Origin of the sequence: Raineyella sp. W15-4, assembly GCF_033170155.1 — a bacterium.
In the GTDB taxonomy this organism is placed as follows: domain Bacteria; phylum Actinomycetota; class Actinomycetes; order Propionibacteriales; family Propionibacteriaceae; genus Raineyella.
Genome location: NZ_CP137079.1, coordinates 457,903 through 479,501 on the forward strand (window position 1 = coordinate 457,903; position 21,599 = coordinate 479,501).

Genomic DNA, 21,599 nt, shown 5'->3' on the forward strand with positions numbered 1-21,599 from the left:
CTGGTCGGCATTCGAACGACAGGAGAAGCCATGATCCGGTTCGACCACGTCCACAAGCGCTTCGCCGACGGCACCGTCGCGGTCGAGGACTTCTCCCTCGAGGTGCCCTCGCACCGGGTCGGGGTGCTGCTCGGCTCCTCCGGCTGCGGAAAGACGACGCTGCTGCGGATGGTCAACCGGATGGTCGACCCGACCAGTGGGAGTGTGTGGATCGACGACGACAACGTCGCCGACCTGGACCCGGTGGCGCTGCGTCGGCGGATCGGCTATGTGATGCAGAGCGCCGGCCTGCTGCCGCATCGTACGGTGGCCGACAATGTGGCCACCGTGCCGCTGCTGGCCGGCGTCGACCGCCGGACGGCCCACCGGCGGGCCCGGGAACTCCTCGAGTTGGTCGGTCTGGACGCCGGCACCCTGGCCCGTCGCTACCCCTCGCAGCTGTCCGGTGGGCAGCGCCAGCGGGTCGGGGTGGCCCGGGCGCTCGCCTCCGACCCCAACATCCTGTTGATGGACGAGCCCTTCGGCGCGGTCGATCCCGTCGTCCGCGCCGATCTGCAGCGTGAGCTGCAGCGGATCCAGGCCGACCTGGGCAAGACCATCGTCTTCGTCACCCACGACGTGGACGAGGCCTTCCTGCTCGGCGACGAGATCCTCGTGCTGCGCACCGGCGCCCGGGTCGCCCAGGCGGGCACCGCCGAGCAGATCATGGCCCGCCCGGCCGACCCGTTCGTCGCCGAGTTCATCGGCGGAGCCCGGCGCCGGCTGCACACCGAGCCCCGCGACGGCGCGCTCGCCGTGATCGACGCCGACGGCCGGCTGACCGGCTACGCCGAACGGTGGGCGGACTGATGCGCTGGGCCCTCGCCAATGCCGGCCAGATCTGGTCGCTCGCGGTCAACCATGTGGTGATCGCGGTGCCGCCGATCATCCTGTCGCTGCTGCTGTCCGTCCCGCTCGGCTGGTGGGCGCACCGGCACCCCGCGGTCCGCCGGGTGCTGCTGGCCGGCAGCGGGTTCCTCTACGCCTTGCCGTCGCTGCCGTTGTTCGTGATCCTGCCGGTGCTGCTCGGCACCCGGATCCTCGACCCGGTCAATGTGGTGGTGGCGCTCACCCTCTACGGCATCGCGCTGATGGTGCGAACGGCGGCCGAGGCCTTCGACGCGGTCGACGGGACGGTCCGGGAGAGCGCCGTCGCGGTGGGCCACAGCCCGACCCAGCGGTTCTGGCGGGTCGACCTGCCGCTTGCCGGGCCGCCGTTGCTCGCCGGTCTGCGGGTGGTCAGCGCCTCGACGTTGTCGCTGGTCTCGGTCGGCGCGCTGATCGGGGTGCAGTCGCTGGGCTACTTCTTCACCGACGGGTACACCCGCAGCTTCGTCACCGAGATCGCCGTCGGGATCATCGGCACCGTGCTGCTCGCCGTGGTCTTCGACGTCCTCCTCGTCCTCGGCGGCCGGGTCCTGCTGCCCTGGGTGCGGGCCACCGACACCCGGACGGGGGCGTCCGGATGAGCTTCGTCCTCGCCGCGCTGGCCTGGATCGCCGATCCGGCCCATTGGCCCGGTCCCGGCGGGATCGGCACCCGGCTCACCCAGCACCTGTGGTACTCGGTGCTGGCGGTGCTGCTCGCCGGTGTCATCGCGCTGCCGCTCGGGCTGTGGATCGGCCACACCGGACGTGGCCGGGGAGTGGCCATCGGCATCTCCGGCGCGCTGCGCGCGCTGCCGTCGCTGGGCCTGCTGACCTTCCTGGCAGTGGCGCTCGGGGTCGGCATCGACGGAGCACTGCTGCCATCGACGATCGTGCTGGCCGTGCTCGCCGTCCCGCCGATCCTGGCCGGGGCGTACGCCGGGGTCGAGGCGATCGACCCGGACGTGGTCGACGGCGCCCGTGCCGTCGGGATGAGTGAGCGCCAGATCGTCACCGGGGTGGAGATGCCGCTGGCCGCCCCGATGATCCTCGGTGGCTTCCGGTCGGCGACGCTGCAGGTCATCGCCACCGCGACGATCGCCGCCTACCTCGGGCTGGGGGGCCTGGGCCGGCTGATCCTGGACGGCCTGCCGGTCCGCGACTACTCGAGGATGCTCGCCGGCGCCGTGCTGGTGACCGTGCTCGCGCTGCTGGTCGACGGCCTGCTCACCCTGCTCCAGCGGCGTCTGACGACCGCCGGCGTCCGCGCCTCGATCGGCGCGGACTGAGATGAAACCCACTCGCACTGAGATGAAACCCACTCGCACGAACTGAGATGAACCCACCGGAAGGAACACCATGAACCGCCGACCCGTACGCCTCCTGGCACTGGCCGCGGCGCTGATCCTGGCCCTGGCCGGGTGCGCCACCTCCAACCCCACCTCCGGCGCCCCGGCCTCCTCGGCCGCCGGCACCGTCCGCATCGGCTCGGCGAACTTCCCCGAGTCCGAGATCATCGCCGAGATCTACGCCCAGGCCCTGGAGGCCAAGGGCATCAAGGCCGAGCGCCACATGCAGATCGGCGCCCGGGACATCTACATCGGCGCGCTCAAGGACGGCTCGATCGACCTGGTGCCGGAGTACACCGGCAACCTGCTGCAGTACTTCGACCCGAAGACCACCGCAACCACCCCCGACGAGGTCGACAAGGCGCTCACCGCGGCCACCCCCGCCGGCTTCACCGTGCTGACCCCGGCGCCCGCCGAGGACAAGGACTCCTACAACGTCACCAAGGAGTTCTCCGACAAGTTCCACATCACCTCGCTGGCCGACCTGGCCGGCTATCAGGGCACCCTCAAGGTGGGCGGCAACCCGGAGCTGGCCGAGCGCCCGTACGGCCCCAAGGGCCTCACCTCGGTCTACGGGGTGCCGGCCGACCGGCTCAGCTTCGTGGCCATCTCCGACGGTGGCGGCCCGCTGACCGTCAAGGCGCTGCAGGACGGCCAGGTCGACCTGGCCGACATCTACACCACCACGCCGGCGATCAAGGACAACGGGTTCGTCACCCTGGCCGACCCGAAGAACCTGATCATGCCGCAGAACGTCGTCCCGCTGATCAGCGCCACGGCGGGCACCGCGACGGTCACCGACACCCTCAACAAGGTCTCCGCGGCCCTCACCACCGACGGCCTGTTGGCCCTGAACGCCCGCAACCAGGGCACCGAGAAGGCCTCCCCGGCCCAGGTGGCGAAGGACTGGCTGAAGCAGAAGAACCTGGTCTGACCGCGCCCCGGCACAGCGCCCCGCGACCGGGGTCGCTGTGCCGGGTCCGGCTGGGTCAGTGGCCCCGGCCGTGGTAGGGGCGCAGGCCGTCGACCGGCACCTGGCCCAGCCGACCGTGCTGGAAGTCCTCGAAGGCCGCCATGATCTCCGCCCGGGTGTTCATCACGAACGGGCCGTACTGCACCACCGGGTCACCGATCGGCCGGCCGCCGAGCAGCAGCACCTCCAGGGCCGGCTCCTTGCCGGACTGGACGGCGTCGGCGGCGATCGTCAGCCGGTCGCCGGCGCCCATCACCGCGAGCTGGCCCTTGTGCACCGGCCGGGCGTCGCCGCCGACCGTGCCGCGACCGGCCAGGACGTACACCAGGCTGTTGAAGTCCTTGCGCCACGGCAGCGACAGCCGCTCACCCGGGGTGACGGTGGCGTGCGCCATGGTGATCGGGCTGTGTGTGGAGCCCGGGCCGGCGTGGCCGTCGATCTCCCCGGCGATCACCCGGACCAGCGCGCCGGCGTCGGCGGAAGCGAGCAGGCCCACCCGACCACCATCGAGGCTCTGGTAGCGCGGGGCGATCATCTTGTCCCTGGCCGGCAGGTTGACCCACAGCTGGATGCCGTGGAACAGGCCACCGGCGTCGACCAGCTCGGCCGGCGGGGTCTCGATGTGCAGGACGCCGCTGCCGGCGGTCATCCACTGGGTGGCGCCGTCGAAGATCATCCCGCCCCCGCCCTGCGAGTCCTGGTGCTGGAATCGGCCGTCGAGCATGTACGTCACGGTCTCGAAGCCGCGATGCGGGTGCCAGTCGGTGCCCCGGGCTTCCCCGGGGGCGTACTCGACCTCGCCCATCTGGTCCATGTGGACGAACGGGTCGAGCAGCTCGAGCGGGACGCCGGCGAAGGCGCGGCGGACCGGGAAGCCCTCGCCCTCGAACGAGCTCGGCGCGGTCGTCACGGTCCGCGCGGCGCGCTCGGTCTCCTCCGGACGGGCGGCGGTGAGGCGCGGCAGGGTCAGGGTGTCGGCGGTCACGGCAGGCATGATCTCTCCTCGGATATGACCCACGGGGTGTCGGATGCCCACGCGGTGGTGATGACTCTCCAAACAGTTGACAGATCAATCATATTCCCGGAGGGGTGGGAGCGGAAGACCCGTGCCGGTGACGGGTGTCGGCGGGGCCGGGTAGCGTGAGGCCATGGCGACGATCGTGATCATCGGCGGACATGGCAAGGTGGCGCTGCGGCTGGCCCCGCTGCTCGTGGCCCAGGGGCATCGGGTGCGCTCGTGGGTGCGCCACGAGGCCCAGTTCGACGACATCCGGGCGACGGGCGCCGAGGCGGTGCTGGCGGATGCGGAGACGATGGATGCTGCCGCGATGGCCACGGCGCTGACCGGTGCCGACGCGGTGGTCTGGTCCGCGGGTGCCGGCGGCGGCAACCCGGCCCGGACGTACGCGGTGGACCGCGACGCGGCGATCCGGTCGATGCGGGCCGCCGAGCAGGCCGGTGTCCGGCGCTACGTGATGGTGTCCTGGGCCGGGTCGGTGCCCGACCTCGGAGTCCCGGCCGACAGCTCCTTCTTCCCGTACGCCGACGCCAAGCTCGCCGCGGACGACGCGCTGCGCGGCAGCGCGCTGGACTGGACGATCCTCGGCCCCGGCACGCTCACCCTCGACGAGCCCACCGGTCGGATCGAGGCCGGCGTGGGCTCCGGCCGGCCCACCTCGCGGGGGAACGTGGCGCTGGCGGTCCGCGAGGCGCTGGCCCAGCCGGCGACGATCGGGAAGTTCATCCCGTTCGCGGACGGCGAGGTGCCGATCGCGGAGGCGTTCGCGGCGCTCTGAGGGCCGCCGGGCGGTGTCGGGACAGGGGCGGTGTCGGGACTAGGTTGGGGCCCATGACGCAATCGTGGGATCCCGCACTGTGGGAGCCGGTGCCCGGCTTCGAGGACTTCACCGACATCACCTACCACCGGGCCACGGACGTGCCCGCGGTGCGGATCGCCTTCGATCGCCCGGAGGTGCGCAACGCCTTCCGGCCGCAGACCGTCGACGAGCTCTACCGGGCCCTCGACCACGCCCGGATGAGCTCGGACATCGGCTGCGTGCTGCTGACCGGCAACGGCCCCTCGCCCAAGGACGGCGGCTGGGCCTTCTGCTCCGGCGGTGACCAGCGGATCCGCGGCAAGGCCGGCTACCAGTACGCCGAGGGGGAGACCGCCGAGACGGTCGATCCGGCCAAGCTCGGCCGGCTGCACATCCTCGAGGTGCAACGGCTGATCCGGTTCATGCCCAAGGTCGTCATCGCCCTGGTCAACGGCTGGGCCGCCGGCGGCGGCCACTCCCTGCACGTGGTCTGTGACCTGACCCTGGCCAGCCGCGAGCATGCCCGGTTCAAGCAGACCGACGCCGACGTCGGCTCCTTCGACGGTGGCTTCGGGTCGGCCTATCTGGCCCGTCAGGTGGGCCAGAAGGTGGCCCGGGAGATCTTCTTCCTGGGCGAGACGTACGACGCCCAACGGGCGTACGAGATGGGCACCGTGAACAAGGTCGTCGACCACGACCGGCTGGAGCTCGAGGGTCTGGAGTGGGCGAAGAAGATCTGCGGCAAGTCGCCGACGGCCCAGCGGATGCTGAAGTTCGCTTTCAACGCCATCGATGACGGCATGGTCGGCCAGCAGATCTTCGCCGGCGAGACGACCCGGCTGGCGTACATGACCGACGAGGCGGTCGAGGGCCGGGACTCCTTCCTGGAGAAGCGCGATCCGGACTGGTCGGCTTTCCCGTACTACTACTGAGTGACCGGGCAACGCCGTCCCGCGGCACGGACCGGTCGGCGGAGTTGTCGCTCCGGCAGGTCCCGCTAGGGTCGGTGGCATGGCTGAGAGCTCCCCTTCCCCGTCCGTCCGGCGCCTGCAGGTCACGGCGGGTGTCACCGCCGTCCTGGCCCTGATCCAGCTCGTCCTGGGGCTGTTGATCGCCACCGGGATCGCCGGTCAGCTGCGCGCGGTCCACGGTGGCATCGGCTACCTGACCACGTTGAGCGCCGTCGTCGCGGCGGTGTTCGCGTGGCAGGTGGCGAAGCTGACCGGGGCGAAGGGCGTCTTCTTCCACGCCCTCTCGCTGCCGGTCCTGATGATCGTCCAGATCGGTCTGGCGGAGGTGCACCTGGAGATCGTCCACATCATCCTGGGTGTGCTGATCGTGGCCGGTGTGGTCGGACTGGTGCCGATGGCCGCGAAGCAGGCCGCCACGGTGCAGGCGCAGGCCTGACAGAGCCAGCCGGTCGGCCGTCTGGGTCAGCTGACCGGCTGGCTCTGACGACGGTGCTGGGGGTGGGCGGCGGCCTCCTGGGTCTTGTCCACTTCCCGGGCAGCCATCATGGCGAGCCCGGCCAGGACGAACGCGTTGATGCCGTGCAGCAGTCCGAGGTACGGCGTGACGAGGATGCCGCCGAGACCGAAGAGGACCTGGACCACCGCAGACGCCAGCGCGAGCCCCGCCCACAGCCGGGCCCGACGGACGATCAGCGTGAGGACGAAGAGGACGAGGGCCGCGATCGGGATGACGTACATCCCGAGGATGCCGTGGAGCTGGGCGCCGAGCGGGAACGGCGACGGGACGCCCGGGTTGGCCTCCTGGAACTGGATGTCCTCGGCGACCCCCCAGACGGCGACGGCGGCCTGGACGACGACAAGCAGGGCGATGAGGCGAGCGAGGTACTTGATGGTGATGGTCATGACGTCCCCCTTGAGGACAGGATCGACCTGTCACAGCTACATGTGACCTTGATCACATTCTGGCCTACTGAGGGCCGTCAGAAGGTGACGATTCGGTCTCGATCGGGCCGATCCCGACCGAACCGTTCGTGGTCGGGCCGTGTGGGACACCGCGACCCGTCGGGTCAGTTCGCCAGTCCGTAGAGCCGGTCGCCGGCGTCCCCCAGCCCGGGCACGATGTAGCCGTGCTCGTTGAGCCGCTCGTCCACGGCGGCGACGACCAGGTGACAGGGCACCCCCAGTCCGGCGGTGACCGTACGGATGTGCTCGACGCCCTCGGGGGCAGCGAGCAGACAGATCGCCGTGACGTGGTCGGCGCCCCGATTCGCCAGGAACTGGATGGTCCCGGCCAACGAGCCGCCGGTCGCCAACATCGGGTCCAGCACGTAGCACTGCCGCCCGGACAGGTCCCCGGGGAGCCGCTCGGCGTACGTGACGGGTTGCAGTGTCTCCTCGTTGCGGGCCATCCCGACGAAGCCGACCTCGGCGGTGGGCAGCAGCCGGGTCATCCCGCCCAGCATCCCCAGCCCGGCGCGCAGGATCGGCACCACCAGCGGGCGGGGGGCGGAGAGCCGGACGCCCTGTGCCGCGCGGATCGGGGTCTGCACGGTGCAGGCCTCGACCCGTACGTTGCGGGTCGCCTCGTACGCCAGCAGGGTCACCAGCTCGTCGGTGAGCTGGCGGAAGACCGGCGAGGCCGTCGAGGAGTCGCGCAGCAGGGTCAGTTTGTGTGCCACCAGGGGATGATCGACCACATGAAGTTCCACGCCCTTCAGGGTGTCACATCGGGGCCGGGCCGGGTCGGCCGGCCCCGGGTCGGTCGGGGGCGGAGTGCGGCCGGAGCCGGCCCGCGTCCGACTGTCGCCGTTGCTGGATCTCTGAGAGCATAGGGTGGCCATGGGCGATCAGGAGGTTGGCGTGTCTGACTACGACGACGAGGAACTCGACGACCTCGACCTCGATTCCGAGGACGAGCTCGACGACGATGACGACCTCGAGGACGACGGCACCGACGAGGACGATGACGACGACTACGAGGAACTGGACGACGCCACCGACGAGGACGTCGACTTCGTCATCGCGGCGTACCGTGAGGACGGTAACCCGGTGGTCGTCGCGCTCGACCTCGAGATGGCCAACGACCTGGACGAGATGATCAACCACCTGCGCCGCCTGCCGGGCGAGGCCGGGGCGATCGGCATGCTGTCCCTGGTCGAGGAGGTCTTCGTCATCGTCCGGGTCCGCGGTGCGATCGTCCAGGTCTTCCTGTCCGACGGTGCCGCCTCCGACGAATGGCCGGTCGCCCGCGACATCCTCGACTACCTCGGCCTGGACGAGGTCCCGACGGAGGGCGAGGACGAGGACGAGGTCGTCCCGGTCGGCGACTCCGAGATCCTGCGCGACCTGGGTGTGGGGGACTTCGACCTCGAACAACTGGCCGAGGACTTCGACACCGCCAGCGACGAGGCGCTGCTCCAGCTCGCCGACCGGATCGGGATGGGCCCGCAGGTGCGGGCCACCGTCCAGGAGGAGTTCGAGGACTGAACGCCCCGGTTCCCAGCGGAGGGTGGCGCGGCCCGATGCTGCGTGCCCTCGACGAGGCCCGACTCGCCCCGGCCCACGGTGACGTGCCGATCGGTGCGGTCGTCCTCGGGCCGGCCGGTGAGCTGCTCGCCACCGGGCACAACGAACGGGAGCGGCACGCCGACCCGACCGCGCACGCCGAGATCGTGGCGATCCGGGTGGCCGCCCGGACTCTGGGGGAATGGCGGCTGGAGGGGTGCACCCTGGTGGTCACCCTGGAGCCGTGCACGATGTGTGCGGGGGCGATCGTCGCCGCCCGGCTCGATCGGCTGGTCTTCGGGGCGTACGACCCCAAGGCCGGTGCCGTCGCGTCGCTGTGGGACGTCGTCCGTGACCCGCGGCTCAACCACCGCCCCGAGGTGACCGGCGGGTTCATGGCGGAGGAGTGCGCCGCGCCGCTGCTGGACTTCTTCGAGGGGCGCCGGGACTGACCGGCCGGCGTGCGGGGTGGGTCCGGCGCGCGGGCCGGGGCGCGTCGATGGCTGAGCTCGTTCTCGGTGGCTGAGGTCGTGCCGGGCCATGGTGCCCCGCGCCCGGCCGTGGCGTCCGGCGGTTCGCTCGATTGGCACCCGACGGCCACCTTCGTGTAATGTCTCTCGACGGTGACGTGTCTGAGCGGCCGAAGGAGCTCGCCTCGAAAGCGAGTGTAGGGAGACCTACCGTGGGTTCAAATCCCACCGTCACCGCGGGAGACAAGGCCCCGGATCCTTTGATTCACCAAGGATCTCGGGCCTTTGTCATATCCTCGGGGTCCAGCAGGCCGCGGCAGTGACGCTGTCCTCGGGCTGTTGCCCCCGTCGCCGCTCAACCAGCTATCGGTGCTGGCCCACGACAGCGCCCCGCCCAAGCTGACGACGCTCGGGCACCGCCCCCCGGTCCCATGCCTCTGGCAATGAGCGGGGCACTGTGTCCCCGCGGAGCTCTGGGGGATGCTGCGGGGGCGAGAGGAACGCTAGCGCCACCATCGCAGCGATGTCGCCAGGCGGAGTACCTATCACCCGCAGATTCACCCGGACAGGGCCGGTGGTGTCGAGGACCATCCGATGGGCTCTGGGGGAGGGCGGAACAGCGTCAGCGGGCGAAATACAGCAGCCCGGTGACCGCGTCCACGGCCCTGGTGGGCAGGTACTTCGCGGCGGTGATGATCGCGGCGGCGCGTCGCCCGACGGGGTAGCGGGCCCGGGGCTTGTCGTCGGTGGCGGCGCGGACGATCACGTCGGCGACGCGGGAGGCCGGCACGGCGAGGACGCCGGAGTTCATCGCCCGCAGCGCCCGGCGGGTGGCCTTGGCGTGCTTGGCATACGGCGTGCCCTTCGAGGACTTCACCAGCGAGTCGGCGGCGATCGCGTTCCATTCGGTGCGCACCGGGCCCGGCTCGACCAGGATGACATCGACACCGAACGGCTTCATCTCCATCCGCAGGCAGTCCGACAGCCCCTCCACGGCGTGCTTGGAGGCGTGGTACCAGGCTCCGTACGGTTCGGCGACGTAGCCGGCGATCGAGGAGACGTTGACCACCCGGCCGGTGCCCGCCGACCGCATCTGCGGGAGGACGAGCTGGGTCATCCGGGCCAGGCCGAAGACGTTCACCTCGAACTGGGCCCTGGCGTCGCGTAGCGGTACGGTCTCGACCGCCCCGAAGGCGCCGAACCCGGCGTTGTTGATCAGCAGGTCGATCCGGCCCTGTTCGGCCACCACCGTGTCGACGAGGTCCTGCATCGACCGATCGACGGTGAGGTCCAGCGCCCGGGTGTGGATGCCGGACCGCTGCAGCCCCTTCATCCGGTCGGTTCGCCGGGCCGCCGCGTAGACCGTGTAGCCGCGTTCCTTCAGCCGGTGGGCGGTGAGCTCACCGATGCCGGACGAGCCGCCGGTGACGATGGCGACGGGAGCAGTCATGCCAGATCCTTCCGTGGGGGGCCTCGCGCCCAGCCTATGCGGCCGCTCCGTGGGGCGGCCGGGACGGATCAGGAGCTGGGCGACGCGGACGCCGAGGGCAGCGCCGGCAGACAGACCGACGGGGCGTCCACCGCGATCGCGGCAGCGGCCTTGTCCTTCATTCCGGCGAACTGGTCCCCGACGATGACCCGGACCAGATGGTCGGTCATCGTCGTGTCGGCGCGGACCTCGGCCTTCGGGAACTGTGCGGCGACGAGCTTCACTTCGGGGGCGTCGACGGCGTAGCCCACCACGACGACGTCCTGGGTGACGATGCTGGTGGAGTTGCCGGTGCCGGTGACGACGAATTTCTGCGCGGTCAGGGACCGGGAGACCTGACCGGCCAGCCCCTGTTTGCTGCCGGCGTTGTCCACGGTGACCGTCACCTGCTGCGACAACAGCTTGCCGTCCTGCACCGTCTGGGGGACACAGGGTGCCGGCTGGGCCTTCGGCGACGGCTTGAGGATCTGCTGCCAGGCCCACAGGGTGCCCAGGGCGACGACAGCGATGAGGACCAACAGGATGAGGGGCGTGCGGATGGTCCGCCACAGCTTCTGGGCGTCCATCGCAGACTCCTCCCGGTACGGTGTCGAGGTGCTGGGATCCTAGCCCAGTTCCAGCACCCGGGCGTGCATCGTCTGGCGCTGCTGGAGTGCGGCGCGCAGCGCCCGGTGCAGGCCGTCCTCCAGGTAGAGCTCCCCGTGCCACGACACGACGTGGGCGAACAGGTCCCCGTAGAAGGTGGAATCCTCCTCCAGGAGCGCCTCGAGATCCAGCGTCCGCTTGGTCGTCACCAGCTGGTCGAGGCGCACCTGGTGCGGAGGGATGGCGGCCCACTGCTTCTGGACGTACCCGTGGTCCGGGTAGGGACGTCCATCACCCACGCGCTTGAAAATCACATCCCCTACGTTACGTGTCGGATCCGGCCGATGGTGCCGGGCGTCGGTGCGGCCACCGACCCGTTAGGAAGATGTGACACAGCCCTAAGACACGGCACAGACTGCGTCCGACCGGGTGCTCGGTCGCACCCTGGGGCCACTGTAAGGCCCGCCATGCCTCGGTTGGTGGGTGGACGGCGCGGGGAGGATGATCGACCCGGCGTCGGACGCGATGCCGGAGCACAGCGAGGGAGGCAGTCGAATGGAATCTCCTCTGAGCGCGATGAGCGCCGCCGCAGCGGGCGGGCGCCGACGATCCGAGACCCGGCGTGAGGTCTCCGGTCTGCTGGTCTCCGCCGCCGGGCTGATCGGCCGGCCGGTGCGCGGACAGGACGGGGTGCCGGTGGGACGTCTCGACGACGTCGTGGTGCTGGCCGGCGACCCGCACCCGCCGGTGGTCGGCTACATCGTCCGGATCGGGCCGCGACGGGTGTGGTTGCACGCCTCCCATGTGGCCGGCCTGGTCCAGGGCCAGTTGCAGCTGCAGGTGGCGAAGTTCGACCTGCAGGACGTACGCCGCCGTCCGCTGGAGATCCAGCTGTACCACGATGTGGTGGACCACCAGCTCGTCGACCTGCACGGGGTGCAGGTGGTGCGGGCCTCCGACCTCTACCTCAGCGACGTCGGGGACGGCTGGCGGCTGGTCGGGGTCGACACCTCCTGGACCACCTTCCTGCGCCGGGCGCTGCCGGGCAGCCGCGGCCGGCAGCCCTCGCCGTCGGTCGTCCTCGACTGGGCGGGGATCCACTCGCTGGCCGTCGCGGAGGAGCAGGGCATCCAGCTCGACGTCCCGAACGAGCAGCTCAAGCTGCTGGCACCCGCCGACCTCGCCGACCTGCTCGGCGACCTGGGACGTACGGAGCGGCAGGAGCTGCTGGATGACCTGGACACCGAGGACGCCGCCGACGCGCTGGAACTGATGTCCTCGGCCGACTCCGCCAGCGTGCTGGGCGACGTCGACGTCGAGCGGGCCGCCGAGCTGCTCGCCACGATGGAGCCGGACGAGGCCGTCGACGCACTGCGGGAACTGCCGACCGACGAGCGGGAGTTGTTGCTCGACGCGCTGGCCGAGGAGGACGAGGTCGACCTGCGCTCGCTGCTCGGCTTCGACGAGGACACCGCGGGCGGCATGATGACCTCGGCGATGATCACCGTCCGGTCCGATGCCACCGTCGGGGCGGCTGTCGGTCTGCTGATGGCGGCCCGCGGGGACGCCGGTCAGTGCGATGTCGTGCTGCTGGTGGACGAGGCCGGCGGGCTGGTCGACGACGTCAGCGCCCTCGAGCTGCTCGGCGAGGATCCGGCCCGGCCGCTGGCCGAACTGGTCGGACCGCCCTGGCCCACCACGGTGCCGGTCGACGCGCCGCTGGACGATGTGGTCGAGGCGGTCCGCGGCAACATCGGGGCCTCGGTCGTGGTGGTGGACGAGGAGAACCGCCCGCAGGGCCGGATCCTCGCGGACGACCTGGTCGACGCCCTCGGCGAGATCGAGCGGCGCTGGCCCTGGCAGCGGCTCAAGGGAGGGAATGCGTGATGGCGAGCAAGGTGAAGACCGCGACCGAGGAACAGTCGATCGGGAACGGCGCCGCCACCGCCGGCGTCGGCCGGTGGCGCCGGATGGCGATGAGCGCCGCCGCGCTGGCCGCCGTGGTCGGGCCCGGGCTCATCGCCGGGCTGTCCGACGACGACCCGGCCGGTATCACCACCTATTCCTCCCTCGGCGCCTCGTACGGCTACCAGTTGCTCTGGGTCCTCGTCGTGTCGACCGTCGCGCTGATCCTCTTCCAGGACCTCGGCGCCCGGATCGGGGTGGTGACCGGGCAGGGACTGGCCGGCCTGATCCGGCAGCGGTACGGCGCCCGGGCCGGTGTGCTGTCGATCGCCGCGCTGGTCGTGGCGAACATCGGCACCACCACCGCGGAGTTCGCCGGTGTCGCCGCCGGCACCGAGATCTTCGGCCTGTCCCGCTACATCTCGGTGCCGATCGCCGCGATCGCGGTGTCGGCGCTGGTGCTGCGCGGCGGCTTCCGCGGCGTGGAGCGGGTGCTGATCGTGCTGTCTGCGGTGTTCATCGCCTACATCGGCGCCGGGATCCTCGCCCGGCCGGACTGGGGTGCCGCCCTGCAGGGCATGGTGGTGCCGGCGATGCCGCTGACCAAGGACTCGATCCTGATCACCACGGCCACCCTCGGCACCACGCTCGCGCCGTGGGGGCTGGCGTTCATCCAGTCGTACGCCGTGGACAAGAAGCTCGGCACCAAGGAACTCGGTCTGCTGCGGATCGACGTGGTCACCGGGGCGATCCTCACCGGCGTGATCGGCTTCTTCGTCGTGGTGGCCTGCGCCGCCACCATGTATGCCCACGGGATCCAGATCACCGACGCGGCCAGCGCGGCCGTCGCCCTGGAACCCCTCGCCGGGCCGATGGCCGAGGCGCTCTTCGCCGTCGGCCTGCTCGGCGCCGCGCTGCTCGCCGCGTCGATCCTGCCACTGTCCACCGCCTACTCGGTCTGCGACGTGGCGGGCCGTCCGGCCGCCCTCGACGACACCCCGCGGGAGGCGCCGCTGTTCTACGGCACCTTCGCGACCGTCACCGTGATCGGGGTGGTGCTGGTGCTGCTGCCCGGGGTGTCGCTGGTGCCGATCCTGGTGCTCACCCAGGTGCTCAACGCGGTGCTGCTGCTGCCGCTGCTGGCGTACATGGCCGGCATCGCCCGGGACCGGCGGCTGATGGGCGAGTACGTCGCCGGCCGGGCGGTCACCTCGGTCTACTACGTGGTGATCGCCCTGGTGGTGGTGTGCATCCTCGCCATGCTCTGGCTGACCTTCATCGGCGGCTGACCCGGTGTGACTCGGAGCACGTGGACCTGTCCAGTCCTCCGTGCCGGGCGTCGGCACCCACCGAGGGGGCGACCGGCGCGGCCGTTGTGTGAACCAACCAAAGGATCTCCGGTCGATTTGGACTGGGCCGGACGACGCGCCCAACTCCGTCGGCGGACCTCGCGGGGAGGCGCCTCCGGGTGCAAGTCTCGTGCACGACAGCGGCGGGGCCGGCCCGCCGCGGACGAGGAGATACCTGTGTTCCAGCGCATCGCTGTCGTCAATCGCGGCGAGGCCGCCATGCGGCTGATCCACGCCGTCCGTGACCTGAACGCCGAACGCCGGGACGAGCCGCCGATCACCACCATCGCCCTCTACACGGACGCGGAACGTACGGCGATGTTCGCCAGGGAGGCGGACGAGGCCTACCCGATCGGCCCGGCCAGCGGCCGGCCGTACCTCAACCACGCCCTGCTCGCGAAGACCCTCACGCACGCCCGCGCCGACGCCGTCTGGGTCGGCTGGGGCTTCGTCGCGGAGGACGCCGCCTTCGCCGACCTCGTCGAGAGCCTCGGCATCACCTTCATCGGCCCCAGCGGCGAGGCGATGCGCCAGCTCGGCGACAAGATCGGCAGCAAGCGGATCGCCGAACAGGTCGGCGTCCCGGTGGCGCCGTGGTCCGGTGGCGGGGTCGACACGCTCGAGGACGCCCTGGCGGCGGCCGAGCAGATCGGCTACCCGCTGATGCTCAAGGCGACCGCGGGTGGTGGTGGCCGCGGCATCCGCAAGGTGGAGACCGCCGGCGACCTCACTGACGCCTACCAGCGCACCCGCGACGAGGCCGAGCGCGCGTTCGGCTCGGGGGTGGTCTTCCTGGAGAAGCTCGTCACCTGCGCCCGCCACGTCGAGGTGCAGGTGATCGCCGACGGCCGGGGCACCGCCTGGGCGATCGGGGTGCGGGACTGCACCGTGCAGCGGCGCAACCAGAAGGTGATCGAGGAGTCGGCCTCCCCGCTGCTCACCACGGAGCAGACCGACGACCTCAGGGCCGCCGCCGAGCGGCTCGCCCTCGCCGTCGACTACCGGGGCGCCGGGACCGTCGAGTTCCTCTACCAGCCCGACGAGCGGCAGTTCGCCTTCCTGGAGGTCAACACCCGCCTGCAGGTCGAGCACCCGATCACCGAGGTCACCAACGAGTTCGACCTGGTCAAGGCCCAGCTGCACGTCGCGGCCGGTGGCCGTCTCACCGAACGCCCCCGGGAAGCCGGCCATGCCGTCGAGGCCCGGCTGAACGCGGAGGACCCGGACCGGGACTTCGCCCCCGCCCCCGGCCGGATCAGCCGCCTCGACCTGCCGGCCGGTCCCGGCATCCGGGTGGACACCGGCGTCGCCGAGGGCGACACCATCCCCGCCGATTTCGACTCGATGATCGCCAAGATCATCGCCTACGGCCACACCCGCGACGAGGCGCTGGGCCGGCTCCGCCGGGCCCTGGCCGAGACCACCGTCGTCATCGAGGGCGGCGCCACCAACAAGAGCTTCATCCTGGAACTGCTCGACCGGCCCGAGGTGACCGGTCGGGGCACCACCGGCGGGACCTCCGGCGGCTGGGCCGACACCGGCTGGATCGACCGCACCCGCGCCGCCGGCGGCCTGGTCGCCGACCGGCACTCCGGCATCGCGTTGGTCGCCGCGGCGATCGAGGCGTACGACGAGGAGGACGCCGTCGACGTCGCCCGGCTGCTCGAGACGGCCCACGGCGGCCGCCCCCAGCTGCGGCCCACGCCCGGCCGCTCGGTCGACCTCAAGCTGCGCGGCGTCGTGCACACCCTCACCACCTGGCAGACCGGCCCGGAGCACTACCGCGTCCGGGTGGGTGACCGGACCGTCGACGTCGCGGTGGAGCGGCTCGACGACGTGCACTGTCGGATCACCGTCAACGGTGAGCGGCACCGTCTGGTCACCGCCACCCACGGGCCGGTGCTGCTGATCGAGGTCGACGGCGTCACCCACCGGGTCAGCCGCGACGAGGGTGGGGTGCTGCGCTCGCCGGCGCCGGCGCTGGTCGTCGCCACCCCGGTCGCCGTCGGTGACGTGGTGCAGGCCGGCGCCCCGGTGGTCGTCCTCGAGTCGATGAAGATGGAGACGGTGCTGCCCGCGCCGTTCACCGCGCGGGTCAAGGAACTGCAGGTGATGACCGGCAGCCAGGTCGAGACGATGGCCCCGCTGGTCCGGCTCGAGCCGGTCGGCGACGGCGAGGAGGCGGCCGCGACGTCCGAGCCCGGCACCGTCGACCTGCCCACGGCCGCCCCGCAGACCGACCCCGCCGCGGTCGCCGACGCCCTGCGTGCCGACCTTTCCGCGGTGCTGCGCGGCTACGACATCGACCCCGCGGCGCAGACCCTCGGCTGCTACCTCGCCGCCCGGGACGAGGCCCGGGCCGCCGGTGCCGATGTGCTGACCGGAGAGATCGCGCTCGTCGCGCTGTTCGCCGACCTGACCGAGCTGAGCCGCAACCGGCCGTTCGGCGAGCAGGCGAACACCGAGCTGCGGATCCACTCCGACCGTGAGCAGTTCCACCGCTACCTGCAGAGCCTCGACGTCGACCGGGCCGGTGTCCCGGCCCAGTTCAGCCAGCGCCTCACCCGGGCACTGGCCCACTACGGGGTGTACTCGCTCGACCGGACCCACGCCCTCGAACTGGCCGTCGCCCGGATCTTCACCGCCCAGCAGCGGGTGTCCACCGATGTGCAGGTGGTGCTGGCCATCCTCGACCGGTGGATCACCGAGTCCGCCCCGGAGGCGGAGCGCGCCGGCACTGCCCGCGCCCAGCTGGAACGCCTGGTCCGGGCCACCCAGCGCCGGTTCCCCGCGGTCGGCGACCTGGCCCGGTCGGTCCGGTTCCGCTGGTTCGACCAGCCGCAGGTGGACGCCGAACGCGACGCGGTCCTGGCCCGGGCCCGGGCCGAGGTGGACGCCCTGGCGGCCGATCCGCAGGCCCCTGACTATGCCGAACGGATCGCGGCGCTGGCCGCGCTGCCCGAGCACACCGCGCCCTTCCTGGCCGAACGGCTCGCCCGGGAGGTGCCGGCCCACGAACCGATCCTCGAGGTGATCCTCCGCCGGCACTACGGCGACCACTCCCTCACCGATGTGGTGCCCGGCACCGCCGACGGGCGGGCCGTGGTCACCGCCCGCTGTCTGCTGGAGGACCGACCGACGGTGCTGGTGTCGACCCTCGGCCGGGCCGACGAACTCGGCCCCGGCGGGCCGTTGGCGACGCTGGTCGCCGACCGGCTGGCCGACCGTACGCCGGGCGACGACGCGGCGGTCGAGGTGTACGTCCGCTGGCCGGAGCCGGTCGATCTCACCGCTGCCGGCGCCCGGCTCGCCCCGCTGCTGTCCGGCTGGGACTGGCGCGGCAGCCTGCGCCGGATCGTCGTGGGCCTGTGCACCGTCGAGGGCGACGTCGACTACCTGACGTTCCGGCCGACCGCGACGCCCGACCCCGACGGGGCCCGGGTGCTGGCCGAGGACCAGCGGGTCCGCGGCGTCCACCCGATGGTGTTCCGCCGCCTCGACCTGTGGCGACTGCGCGAGTTCGAGACCACCCGGCTGCCCGCCCCCGAGGGCGTCCTGCTGTTCGACTGCGTCGCCCGGTCCAACCCGGCGGACCGGCGTCTGGTCGCGATGGCCCAGGTCCGGCAGCTGGCCTCGGTCCGCGACGACCGGGGACGGCTCGTCGGCCTGCCGCACGCCGAGCAGGCGGTGGAGAACTGCCTGGAAGCGATCCGCCGGACCCAGGTGTCGCTGGGATCGGCGGGCGGCCGGCTCGACATGAACCACGTCTGGGTGCACGTCTGGCCCGAGGTCGAGCTCGACCTGCGCGACGTGATGGCGCTGCGGCACAAGATCACCCCGCTCAGCGACGGCACCGGGATCGAGGAGGTCGTCGCCCACGGCACCTTCCTGCAGCCGGGCGACGGCACCATGCCGCTCGCCATCCGGTTCCACACCCGGCCCGGCGGCGGGGTGACCGCCTCGGTCGAGGCGCCGCCGTCGGAGCCGCTCAAGCCGCTGGACGACTACGCGGCCAAGGTGCTGCGGGCGAAGCGGCGCGGCCTGGTCTATCCGTACGAGCTGGCCGGTGCGCTGGCCGACGGCGGGACCCTGGTCGAGCTCGACCTCGACCCGTCCGTCGCCCCCGGTGAGCCGGACCGGCTGGTGCCGGTCGAGCGTCCGTACGGCCAGAACCGGGCCGGCATCATCGTCGGGCGGGTCACCACGCCGACACCGGTGCACCCGCAGGGGGTGACCCGGATCCTGCTGTGCGGCGACCCGACCAAGGGGCTGGGGGCGCTGGCCGAGCCGGAGTGTCGCCGGGTCATCGCGGCGGTCGACCTGGCCGAGGCCGAGGGCGTCCCGATCGAGTGGTACACGCTGAGCTCGGGCGCCCGGATCTCGATGGAGTCCGGCAGCGAGAACCTGGACTGGGTCGCCGCGGCACTGCGCCGGATCGTCGAGTACACCCAGGCCGGCGGCATCGTGAACGTCGTGGTGGCCGGCATCAACGTCGGCGCCCAGCCGTACTGGAACGCCGAGGCGACGATGCTGATGCACACCAAGGGCATCCTGGTGATGACCCCCGACTCGGCCATGGTGCTCACCGGCAAGCAGTCGCTGGACTTCTCCGGCGGGGTGTCGGCCGAGGACAATCTCGGCATCGGCGGCTACGACCGGGTGATGGGCCCGAACGGTCAGGCGCAGTACTGGGCGCCCGATCTCGCCTCGGCGTTCGGCATCTTGCTCGGCCACTACGACCGGACGTACGTCGCGCCCGGCGAGTCCGGGCCGCGGGCGGCCACGACGACGGATCCGGCCGACCGGGACGTGTCGGGCTACCCGCACCCGTACGGCACCGACTTCGCGACCGTGGGGGAGATCTTCAGCGCCGAGCACAACCGGGACCGGAAGAAGCCGTTCGACATCCGGACGGTGATCGCGGCGGTGTGTGACCAGGACCATCCCCGGGTCGAACGGTGGGCCGGGATGGCCGACGCGGAGACCGCCGTCGTGGTGGACGCCCGGCTGGGCGGCCACTCGGTGTCGGTGCTCGGGATCGAGTCCAAGCCGGTGAAGCGGGCCGGGTTCCCGCCCACCGACGGACCGGACACCTACACCGCCGGCACCCTGTTCCCGCGGTCGAGCAAGAAGGTGGCCCGGGCGCTCAACGCGGCCTCCGGCAACCGGCCGCTGGTCGTGCTGGCCAACCTGTCCGGCTTCGACGGGTCGCCGGAGTCGATGCGCGACCTGCAGCTGGAGTACGGCGCGGAGATCGGCCGGGCGATCGTCAACTTCTCCGGCCCGATCGTCTTCGTCGTCATCTCCCGCTACCACGGCGGGGCGTTCGTGGTGTTCAGCAAGCGGCTGAACGAGGACATGACCGTGCTGGCGCTGGAGGGGTCGTACGCCTCGGTGATCGGCGGCGCACCCGCCGCGGCGGTGGTGTTCGGCCGGGACGTCGACAAGCGCACCGCGGCCGACCCGCGGGTCGCCGACCTGGAGGCCCGGCTGCCGCTGGTGTCCCCGGCCGAACGGGCCGAGCTCCAGCTCGAGCTGGACGACACCCGGGCCGCGGTGCGGGCGGAGAAGATCAGCGAGGTGGCGGCCGAGTTCGACGGCATCCACGACATCCACCGCGCCGTCCGGGTCGGGTCGGTGGACAGGGTGATCAGCACCGCCGAGCTGCGGCCGGCGATCATCGGGGTGATCGAGGAGTATCAGGCCCGGCAGGGCTGACCGGCGCAGATCGCTCCGGGGCGGTGACGGACCGTTCCGGAGCGGTCGCGGTGGCGCGGTGGTCGGGTAGCGGCTCGCCGGCACTGGCACTGTGCCGGGCGGCCAGTGCGTGCTGGATGTCCCGGGTCGACTCGTACAGCTGCCGGTAGAGCCGATAGAGCTCGTCGTAGGCGGGCTCGGGCCGCGGCTCGATGACCCGGACGACCGGGTTCCAGTCGCTCAGCGGGGGAGTGTCGGCGAGCAGTCCGGCGGCCAGGTGGGCGTCCCCGTACGAGGCGCCGATCGAGATCCGGGTGAGCTGCTGGGGCAGCCCGGTGATGTCGCTGACCAGCTGGGCGGACAGCGCCGACCGCACCCCGCCGCCGACCGCGATCGCCCGGCGCGGCACGATGCCGGCCTCGTGGAAGGTCTCCAGATGGTGGCGCACCGCGTAACCGACGGACTCCAGGGTGGCGCGGAACAGGTCGCCGCGGGTGTGCCGGACGGTCAGGCCGCAGATCGTGCCCCGGGCGGACGGATCGAGGATCGGCGTCCGTTCGCCGTCGAAGTACGGCAGCATCAGCAGGCCGCGGGCGCCCGGCCCGGAGGCGGCCGCATCGCAGGTCAGGCTGTCGTAGCTGGATCCGCCCAACAGGTCGCGGACCCAGGCGGTGATCGCCCCGGAAGTGCCCATCCCGCCGGCCAGGGTCCAGCGGCCGGGGACCAGACCGGGGCTGCCCCACATGCTGGGGTGGCGCACCCGGTGGTCCTGGGTGGCGACCAGGCACATCGTCGTCCCGTACATCAGCATCAGGTCGCCGACCTCGGTCGCACCGACCGAGTGCGCCTCCGCCCAGGCATCGATGGTGCCGACGGTGACCGGGGCGCCGGCCCGCAGACCGGGGACCTGCGCGGCGGCCGTCCGGGTGACCTCGCCGGCCCGGTCGCCGGCCCAGGCCAGTCGCGGGAAGGTGATCCCCGGGGCGACCAGTTCGCAGCGTTCGGCGATCCAGCGATGCCGGGCCGCGTCGTAGAGCGGGGAGCACTGCCCGGCCGCCTGGTGGTCCAGGACGTACGCGCCGGTCAGCCGGTGCACCAGCAGGCTGGCCGGCATGTGGAAGGTCCTCGCCGCCGCGTACGCCTCGGGGTCGTGCTGGCGGAACCAGGCGAACTTCGGCCCCACCGACTGGGTGGACAGGTACGAGTCGCCGGTCCGGTAGATCTCCTCGGCGCCGAAGGCGTCCTCGAGCTGGCGGATCTGCTCGACCGCCCGGGTGTCCACGCCGTACAGCGCCGCGGGGGCGACCCCGCGCCCGGCCGCGTCGCACAGCATCAGGGTCGGCCCCATGCCCGACGCCCCGATCGCAGCGAACCCGCCCGGGGCGTGCGGGCTGAGCTCGGTGCACAGGCCGACGAACTCCTGCCACCAGATCTCCCCGTCCATCGAGACCCGGCCGGGGTGGCTGCGGTCGACCTGATGCGTACGCGTCGCGATGCCCAGGATCTGCCCGTCGAGGGTGAGGGCGACGGCCTTCGTACTGGAGGTGCCGATGTCCACCCCGAGCACGACGCTGTTGCACATGG

At 71.8% G+C, this 21,599-nt stretch carries 19 protein-coding genes and 1 tRNA gene; 13 read left to right on the forward strand and 7 right to left on the reverse strand.

Going from position 1 to position 21,599, the window contains the following annotated elements:
- Positions 1-30 precede the first annotated feature (30 nt).
- From R0145_RS02060 to R0145_RS02075, 4 genes are all read left to right on the forward strand, one after another.
- Entirely contained in the window at positions 31-849 is an 819-nt protein-coding gene (locus tag R0145_RS02060) for an ABC transporter ATP-binding protein (protein ID WP_317838776.1), read from the forward strand.
- On the forward strand, positions 849-1,508 hold the full coding sequence (locus R0145_RS02065) for an ABC transporter permease (protein ID WP_317838777.1): 660 nt from the start codon (positions 849-851) through the stop codon (positions 1,506-1,508). The genes R0145_RS02060 and R0145_RS02065 overlap by 1 nt, the downstream gene beginning before the upstream one ends.
- The gene (locus tag R0145_RS02070; RefSeq protein ID WP_317838778.1) at positions 1,505-2,194 is read left to right on the forward strand and encodes an ABC transporter permease; all 690 of its coding nucleotides are present in this window, start codon (positions 1,505-1,507) and stop codon (positions 2,192-2,194) included. The genes R0145_RS02065 and R0145_RS02070 overlap by 4 nt, the downstream gene beginning before the upstream one ends.
- Positions 2,195-2,264: 70 nt before the next feature.
- Positions 2,265-3,188 carry an ABC transporter substrate-binding protein gene (locus R0145_RS02075; protein ID WP_317838779.1) on the forward strand — a complete coding sequence of 308 codons (924 nt, stop codon included), beginning with the start codon at positions 2,265-2,267 and terminating at the stop codon, positions 3,186-3,188.
- 55 nt (positions 3,189-3,243) lie between these two features.
- Here the strand turns inward: R0145_RS02075 and R0145_RS02080 are convergent, their stop codons facing one another.
- Positions 3,244-4,221 carry a pirin family protein gene (locus R0145_RS02080; protein ID WP_317838780.1) on the reverse strand — a complete coding sequence of 326 codons (978 nt, stop codon included), beginning with the start codon at positions 4,219-4,221 and terminating at the stop codon, positions 3,244-3,246.
- 154 nt (positions 4,222-4,375) lie between these two features.
- Here R0145_RS02080 and R0145_RS02085 point away from each other — a divergent pair, with 154 nt between their 5' ends.
- The 3 genes from R0145_RS02085 to R0145_RS02095 all read left to right on the forward strand — a co-directional run bounded on the left by R0145_RS02085 (position 4,376) and on the right by R0145_RS02095 (position 6,451).
- Complete coding sequence (locus R0145_RS02085) at positions 4,376-5,023, forward strand: NAD(P)H-binding protein (RefSeq protein WP_317838781.1); 648 nt, start codon at positions 4,376-4,378, stop codon at positions 5,021-5,023.
- 53 nt (positions 5,024-5,076) lie between these two features.
- Complete coding sequence (locus R0145_RS02090) at positions 5,077-5,976, forward strand: 1,4-dihydroxy-2-naphthoyl-CoA synthase (protein ID WP_317838782.1); 900 nt, start codon at positions 5,077-5,079, stop codon at positions 5,974-5,976.
- A gap of 79 nt (positions 5,977-6,055) precedes the next feature.
- Positions 6,056-6,451: a hypothetical protein gene (locus tag R0145_RS02095; protein WP_317838783.1), complete on the forward strand. Its 396-nt coding sequence runs from the start codon at positions 6,056-6,058 to the stop codon at positions 6,449-6,451.
- Between the two features lie 26 nt (positions 6,452-6,477).
- Here the strand turns inward: R0145_RS02095 and R0145_RS02100 are convergent, their stop codons facing one another.
- Together R0145_RS02100 and upp are read right to left on the reverse strand one after the other, a co-directional pair.
- Complete coding sequence (locus tag R0145_RS02100) at positions 6,478-6,918, reverse strand: hypothetical protein (protein ID WP_317838784.1); 441 nt, start codon at positions 6,916-6,918, stop codon at positions 6,478-6,480.
- 164 nt (positions 6,919-7,082) lie between these two features.
- A complete protein-coding gene (upp, locus tag R0145_RS02105; RefSeq protein WP_317838785.1) occupies positions 7,083-7,724 on the reverse strand; it encodes a uracil phosphoribosyltransferase in 642 nt (213 codons plus the stop codon).
- A gap of 151 nt (positions 7,725-7,875) precedes the next feature.
- Here upp and R0145_RS02110 point away from each other — a divergent pair, with 151 nt between their 5' ends.
- The 3 genes from R0145_RS02110 to R0145_RS02120 all read left to right on the forward strand — a co-directional run bounded on the left by R0145_RS02110 (position 7,876) and on the right by R0145_RS02120 (position 9,227).
- Complete coding sequence (locus R0145_RS02110) at positions 7,876-8,502, forward strand: tRNA adenosine deaminase-associated protein (protein ID WP_411742069.1); 627 nt, start codon at positions 7,876-7,878, stop codon at positions 8,500-8,502.
- 35 nt (positions 8,503-8,537) lie between these two features.
- Entirely contained in the window at positions 8,538-8,972 is a 435-nt protein-coding gene (gene tadA, locus R0145_RS02115; protein ID WP_317838787.1) for a tRNA adenosine(34) deaminase TadA, read from the forward strand.
- Between the two features lie 170 nt (positions 8,973-9,142).
- Positions 9,143-9,227: transfer RNA gene (locus R0145_RS02120), tRNA-Ser, on the forward strand.
- A 385-nt stretch (positions 9,228-9,612) separates the two neighbouring features.
- Here R0145_RS02120 and R0145_RS02125 read toward each other — a convergent pair.
- The 3 genes from R0145_RS02125 to R0145_RS02135 all read right to left on the reverse strand — a co-directional run bounded on the left by R0145_RS02125 (position 9,613) and on the right by R0145_RS02135 (position 11,378).
- Positions 9,613-10,440, reverse strand: a complete 828-nt coding sequence (locus R0145_RS02125) for an oxidoreductase (RefSeq protein ID WP_317838788.1) — start codon at positions 10,438-10,440, stop codon at positions 9,613-9,615.
- A gap of 68 nt (positions 10,441-10,508) precedes the next feature.
- Positions 10,509-11,045, reverse strand: a complete 537-nt coding sequence (locus R0145_RS02130) for a LytR C-terminal domain-containing protein (protein ID WP_317838789.1) — start codon at positions 11,043-11,045, stop codon at positions 10,509-10,511.
- A 39-nt stretch (positions 11,046-11,084) separates the two neighbouring features.
- A complete protein-coding gene (locus R0145_RS02135) occupies positions 11,085-11,378 on the reverse strand; it encodes a type II toxin-antitoxin system VapB family antitoxin (protein WP_317838790.1) in 294 nt (97 codons plus the stop codon).
- 241 nt (positions 11,379-11,619) lie between these two features.
- Between R0145_RS02135 and R0145_RS02140 the strand changes: the two genes are divergently transcribed.
- The 3 genes from R0145_RS02140 (at position 11,620) to R0145_RS02150 (ending at position 20,036) form a co-directional block, all read left to right on the forward strand.
- Entirely contained in the window at positions 11,620-12,951 is a 1,332-nt protein-coding gene (locus R0145_RS02140; RefSeq protein ID WP_317838791.1) for a magnesium transporter MgtE N-terminal domain-containing protein, read from the forward strand.
- Positions 12,951-14,258 carry an Nramp family divalent metal transporter gene (locus tag R0145_RS02145; RefSeq protein WP_317838792.1) on the forward strand — a complete coding sequence of 436 codons (1,308 nt, stop codon included), beginning with the start codon at positions 12,951-12,953 and terminating at the stop codon, positions 14,256-14,258. The genes R0145_RS02140 and R0145_RS02145 overlap by 1 nt, the downstream gene beginning before the upstream one ends.
- A 237-nt stretch (positions 14,259-14,495) precedes the next feature.
- Entirely contained in the window at positions 14,496-20,036 is a 5,541-nt protein-coding gene (locus R0145_RS02150; RefSeq protein WP_317838793.1) for a carboxyl transferase domain-containing protein, read from the forward strand.
- Here R0145_RS02150 and R0145_RS02155 read toward each other — a convergent pair.
- On the reverse strand, positions 19,996-21,597 hold the full coding sequence (locus R0145_RS02155) for an FGGY-family carbohydrate kinase (protein ID WP_317838794.1): 1,602 nt from the start codon (positions 21,595-21,597) through the stop codon (positions 19,996-19,998). The genes R0145_RS02150 and R0145_RS02155 overlap by 41 nt on opposite strands.
- Positions 21,598-21,599: the final 2 nt, after the last annotated feature.

What these genes read in the sequence shown, in the direction of transcription:
- R0145_RS02060 (WP_317838776.1), top strand. Translation starts at nt 31, where the DNA reads ATGATCCGGTTCGACCACGTCCACAAGCGCTTCGCCGACGGCACCGTC.
- R0145_RS02065 (WP_317838777.1), top strand. Translation starts at nt 849, where the DNA reads ATGCGCTGGGCCCTCGCCAATGCCGGCCAGATCTGGTCGCTCGCGGTC.
- R0145_RS02070 (WP_317838778.1), top strand. Translation starts at nt 1,505, where the DNA reads ATGAGCTTCGTCCTCGCCGCGCTGGCCTGGATCGCCGATCCGGCCCAT.
- R0145_RS02075 (WP_317838779.1), top strand. Translation starts at nt 2,265, where the DNA reads ATGAACCGCCGACCCGTACGCCTCCTGGCACTGGCCGCGGCGCTGATC.
- R0145_RS02080 (WP_317838780.1), bottom strand. Translation starts at nt 4,221, where the DNA reads ATGCCTGCCGTGACCGCCGACACCCTGACCCTGCCGCGCCTCACCGCC.
- R0145_RS02085 (WP_317838781.1), top strand. Translation starts at nt 4,376, where the DNA reads ATGGCGACGATCGTGATCATCGGCGGACATGGCAAGGTGGCGCTGCGG.
- R0145_RS02090 (WP_317838782.1), top strand. Translation starts at nt 5,077, where the DNA reads ATGACGCAATCGTGGGATCCCGCACTGTGGGAGCCGGTGCCCGGCTTC.
- R0145_RS02095 (WP_317838783.1), top strand. Translation starts at nt 6,056, where the DNA reads ATGGCTGAGAGCTCCCCTTCCCCGTCCGTCCGGCGCCTGCAGGTCACG.
- R0145_RS02100 (WP_317838784.1), bottom strand. Translation starts at nt 6,918, where the DNA reads ATGACCATCACCATCAAGTACCTCGCTCGCCTCATCGCCCTGCTTGTC.
- tadA (WP_317838787.1), top strand. Translation starts at nt 8,538, where the DNA reads ATGCTGCGTGCCCTCGACGAGGCCCGACTCGCCCCGGCCCACGGTGAC.
- R0145_RS02125 (WP_317838788.1), bottom strand. Translation starts at nt 10,440, where the DNA reads ATGACTGCTCCCGTCGCCATCGTCACCGGCGGCTCGTCCGGCATCGGT.
- R0145_RS02130 (WP_317838789.1), bottom strand. Translation starts at nt 11,045, where the DNA reads ATGGACGCCCAGAAGCTGTGGCGGACCATCCGCACGCCCCTCATCCTG.
- R0145_RS02140 (WP_317838791.1), top strand. Translation starts at nt 11,620, where the DNA reads ATGGAATCTCCTCTGAGCGCGATGAGCGCCGCCGCAGCGGGCGGGCGC.
- R0145_RS02145 (WP_317838792.1), top strand. Translation starts at nt 12,951, where the DNA reads ATGGCGAGCAAGGTGAAGACCGCGACCGAGGAACAGTCGATCGGGAAC.
- R0145_RS02155 (WP_317838794.1), bottom strand. Translation starts at nt 21,597, where the DNA reads ATGTGCAACAGCGTCGTGCTCGGGGTGGACATCGGCACCTCCAGTACG.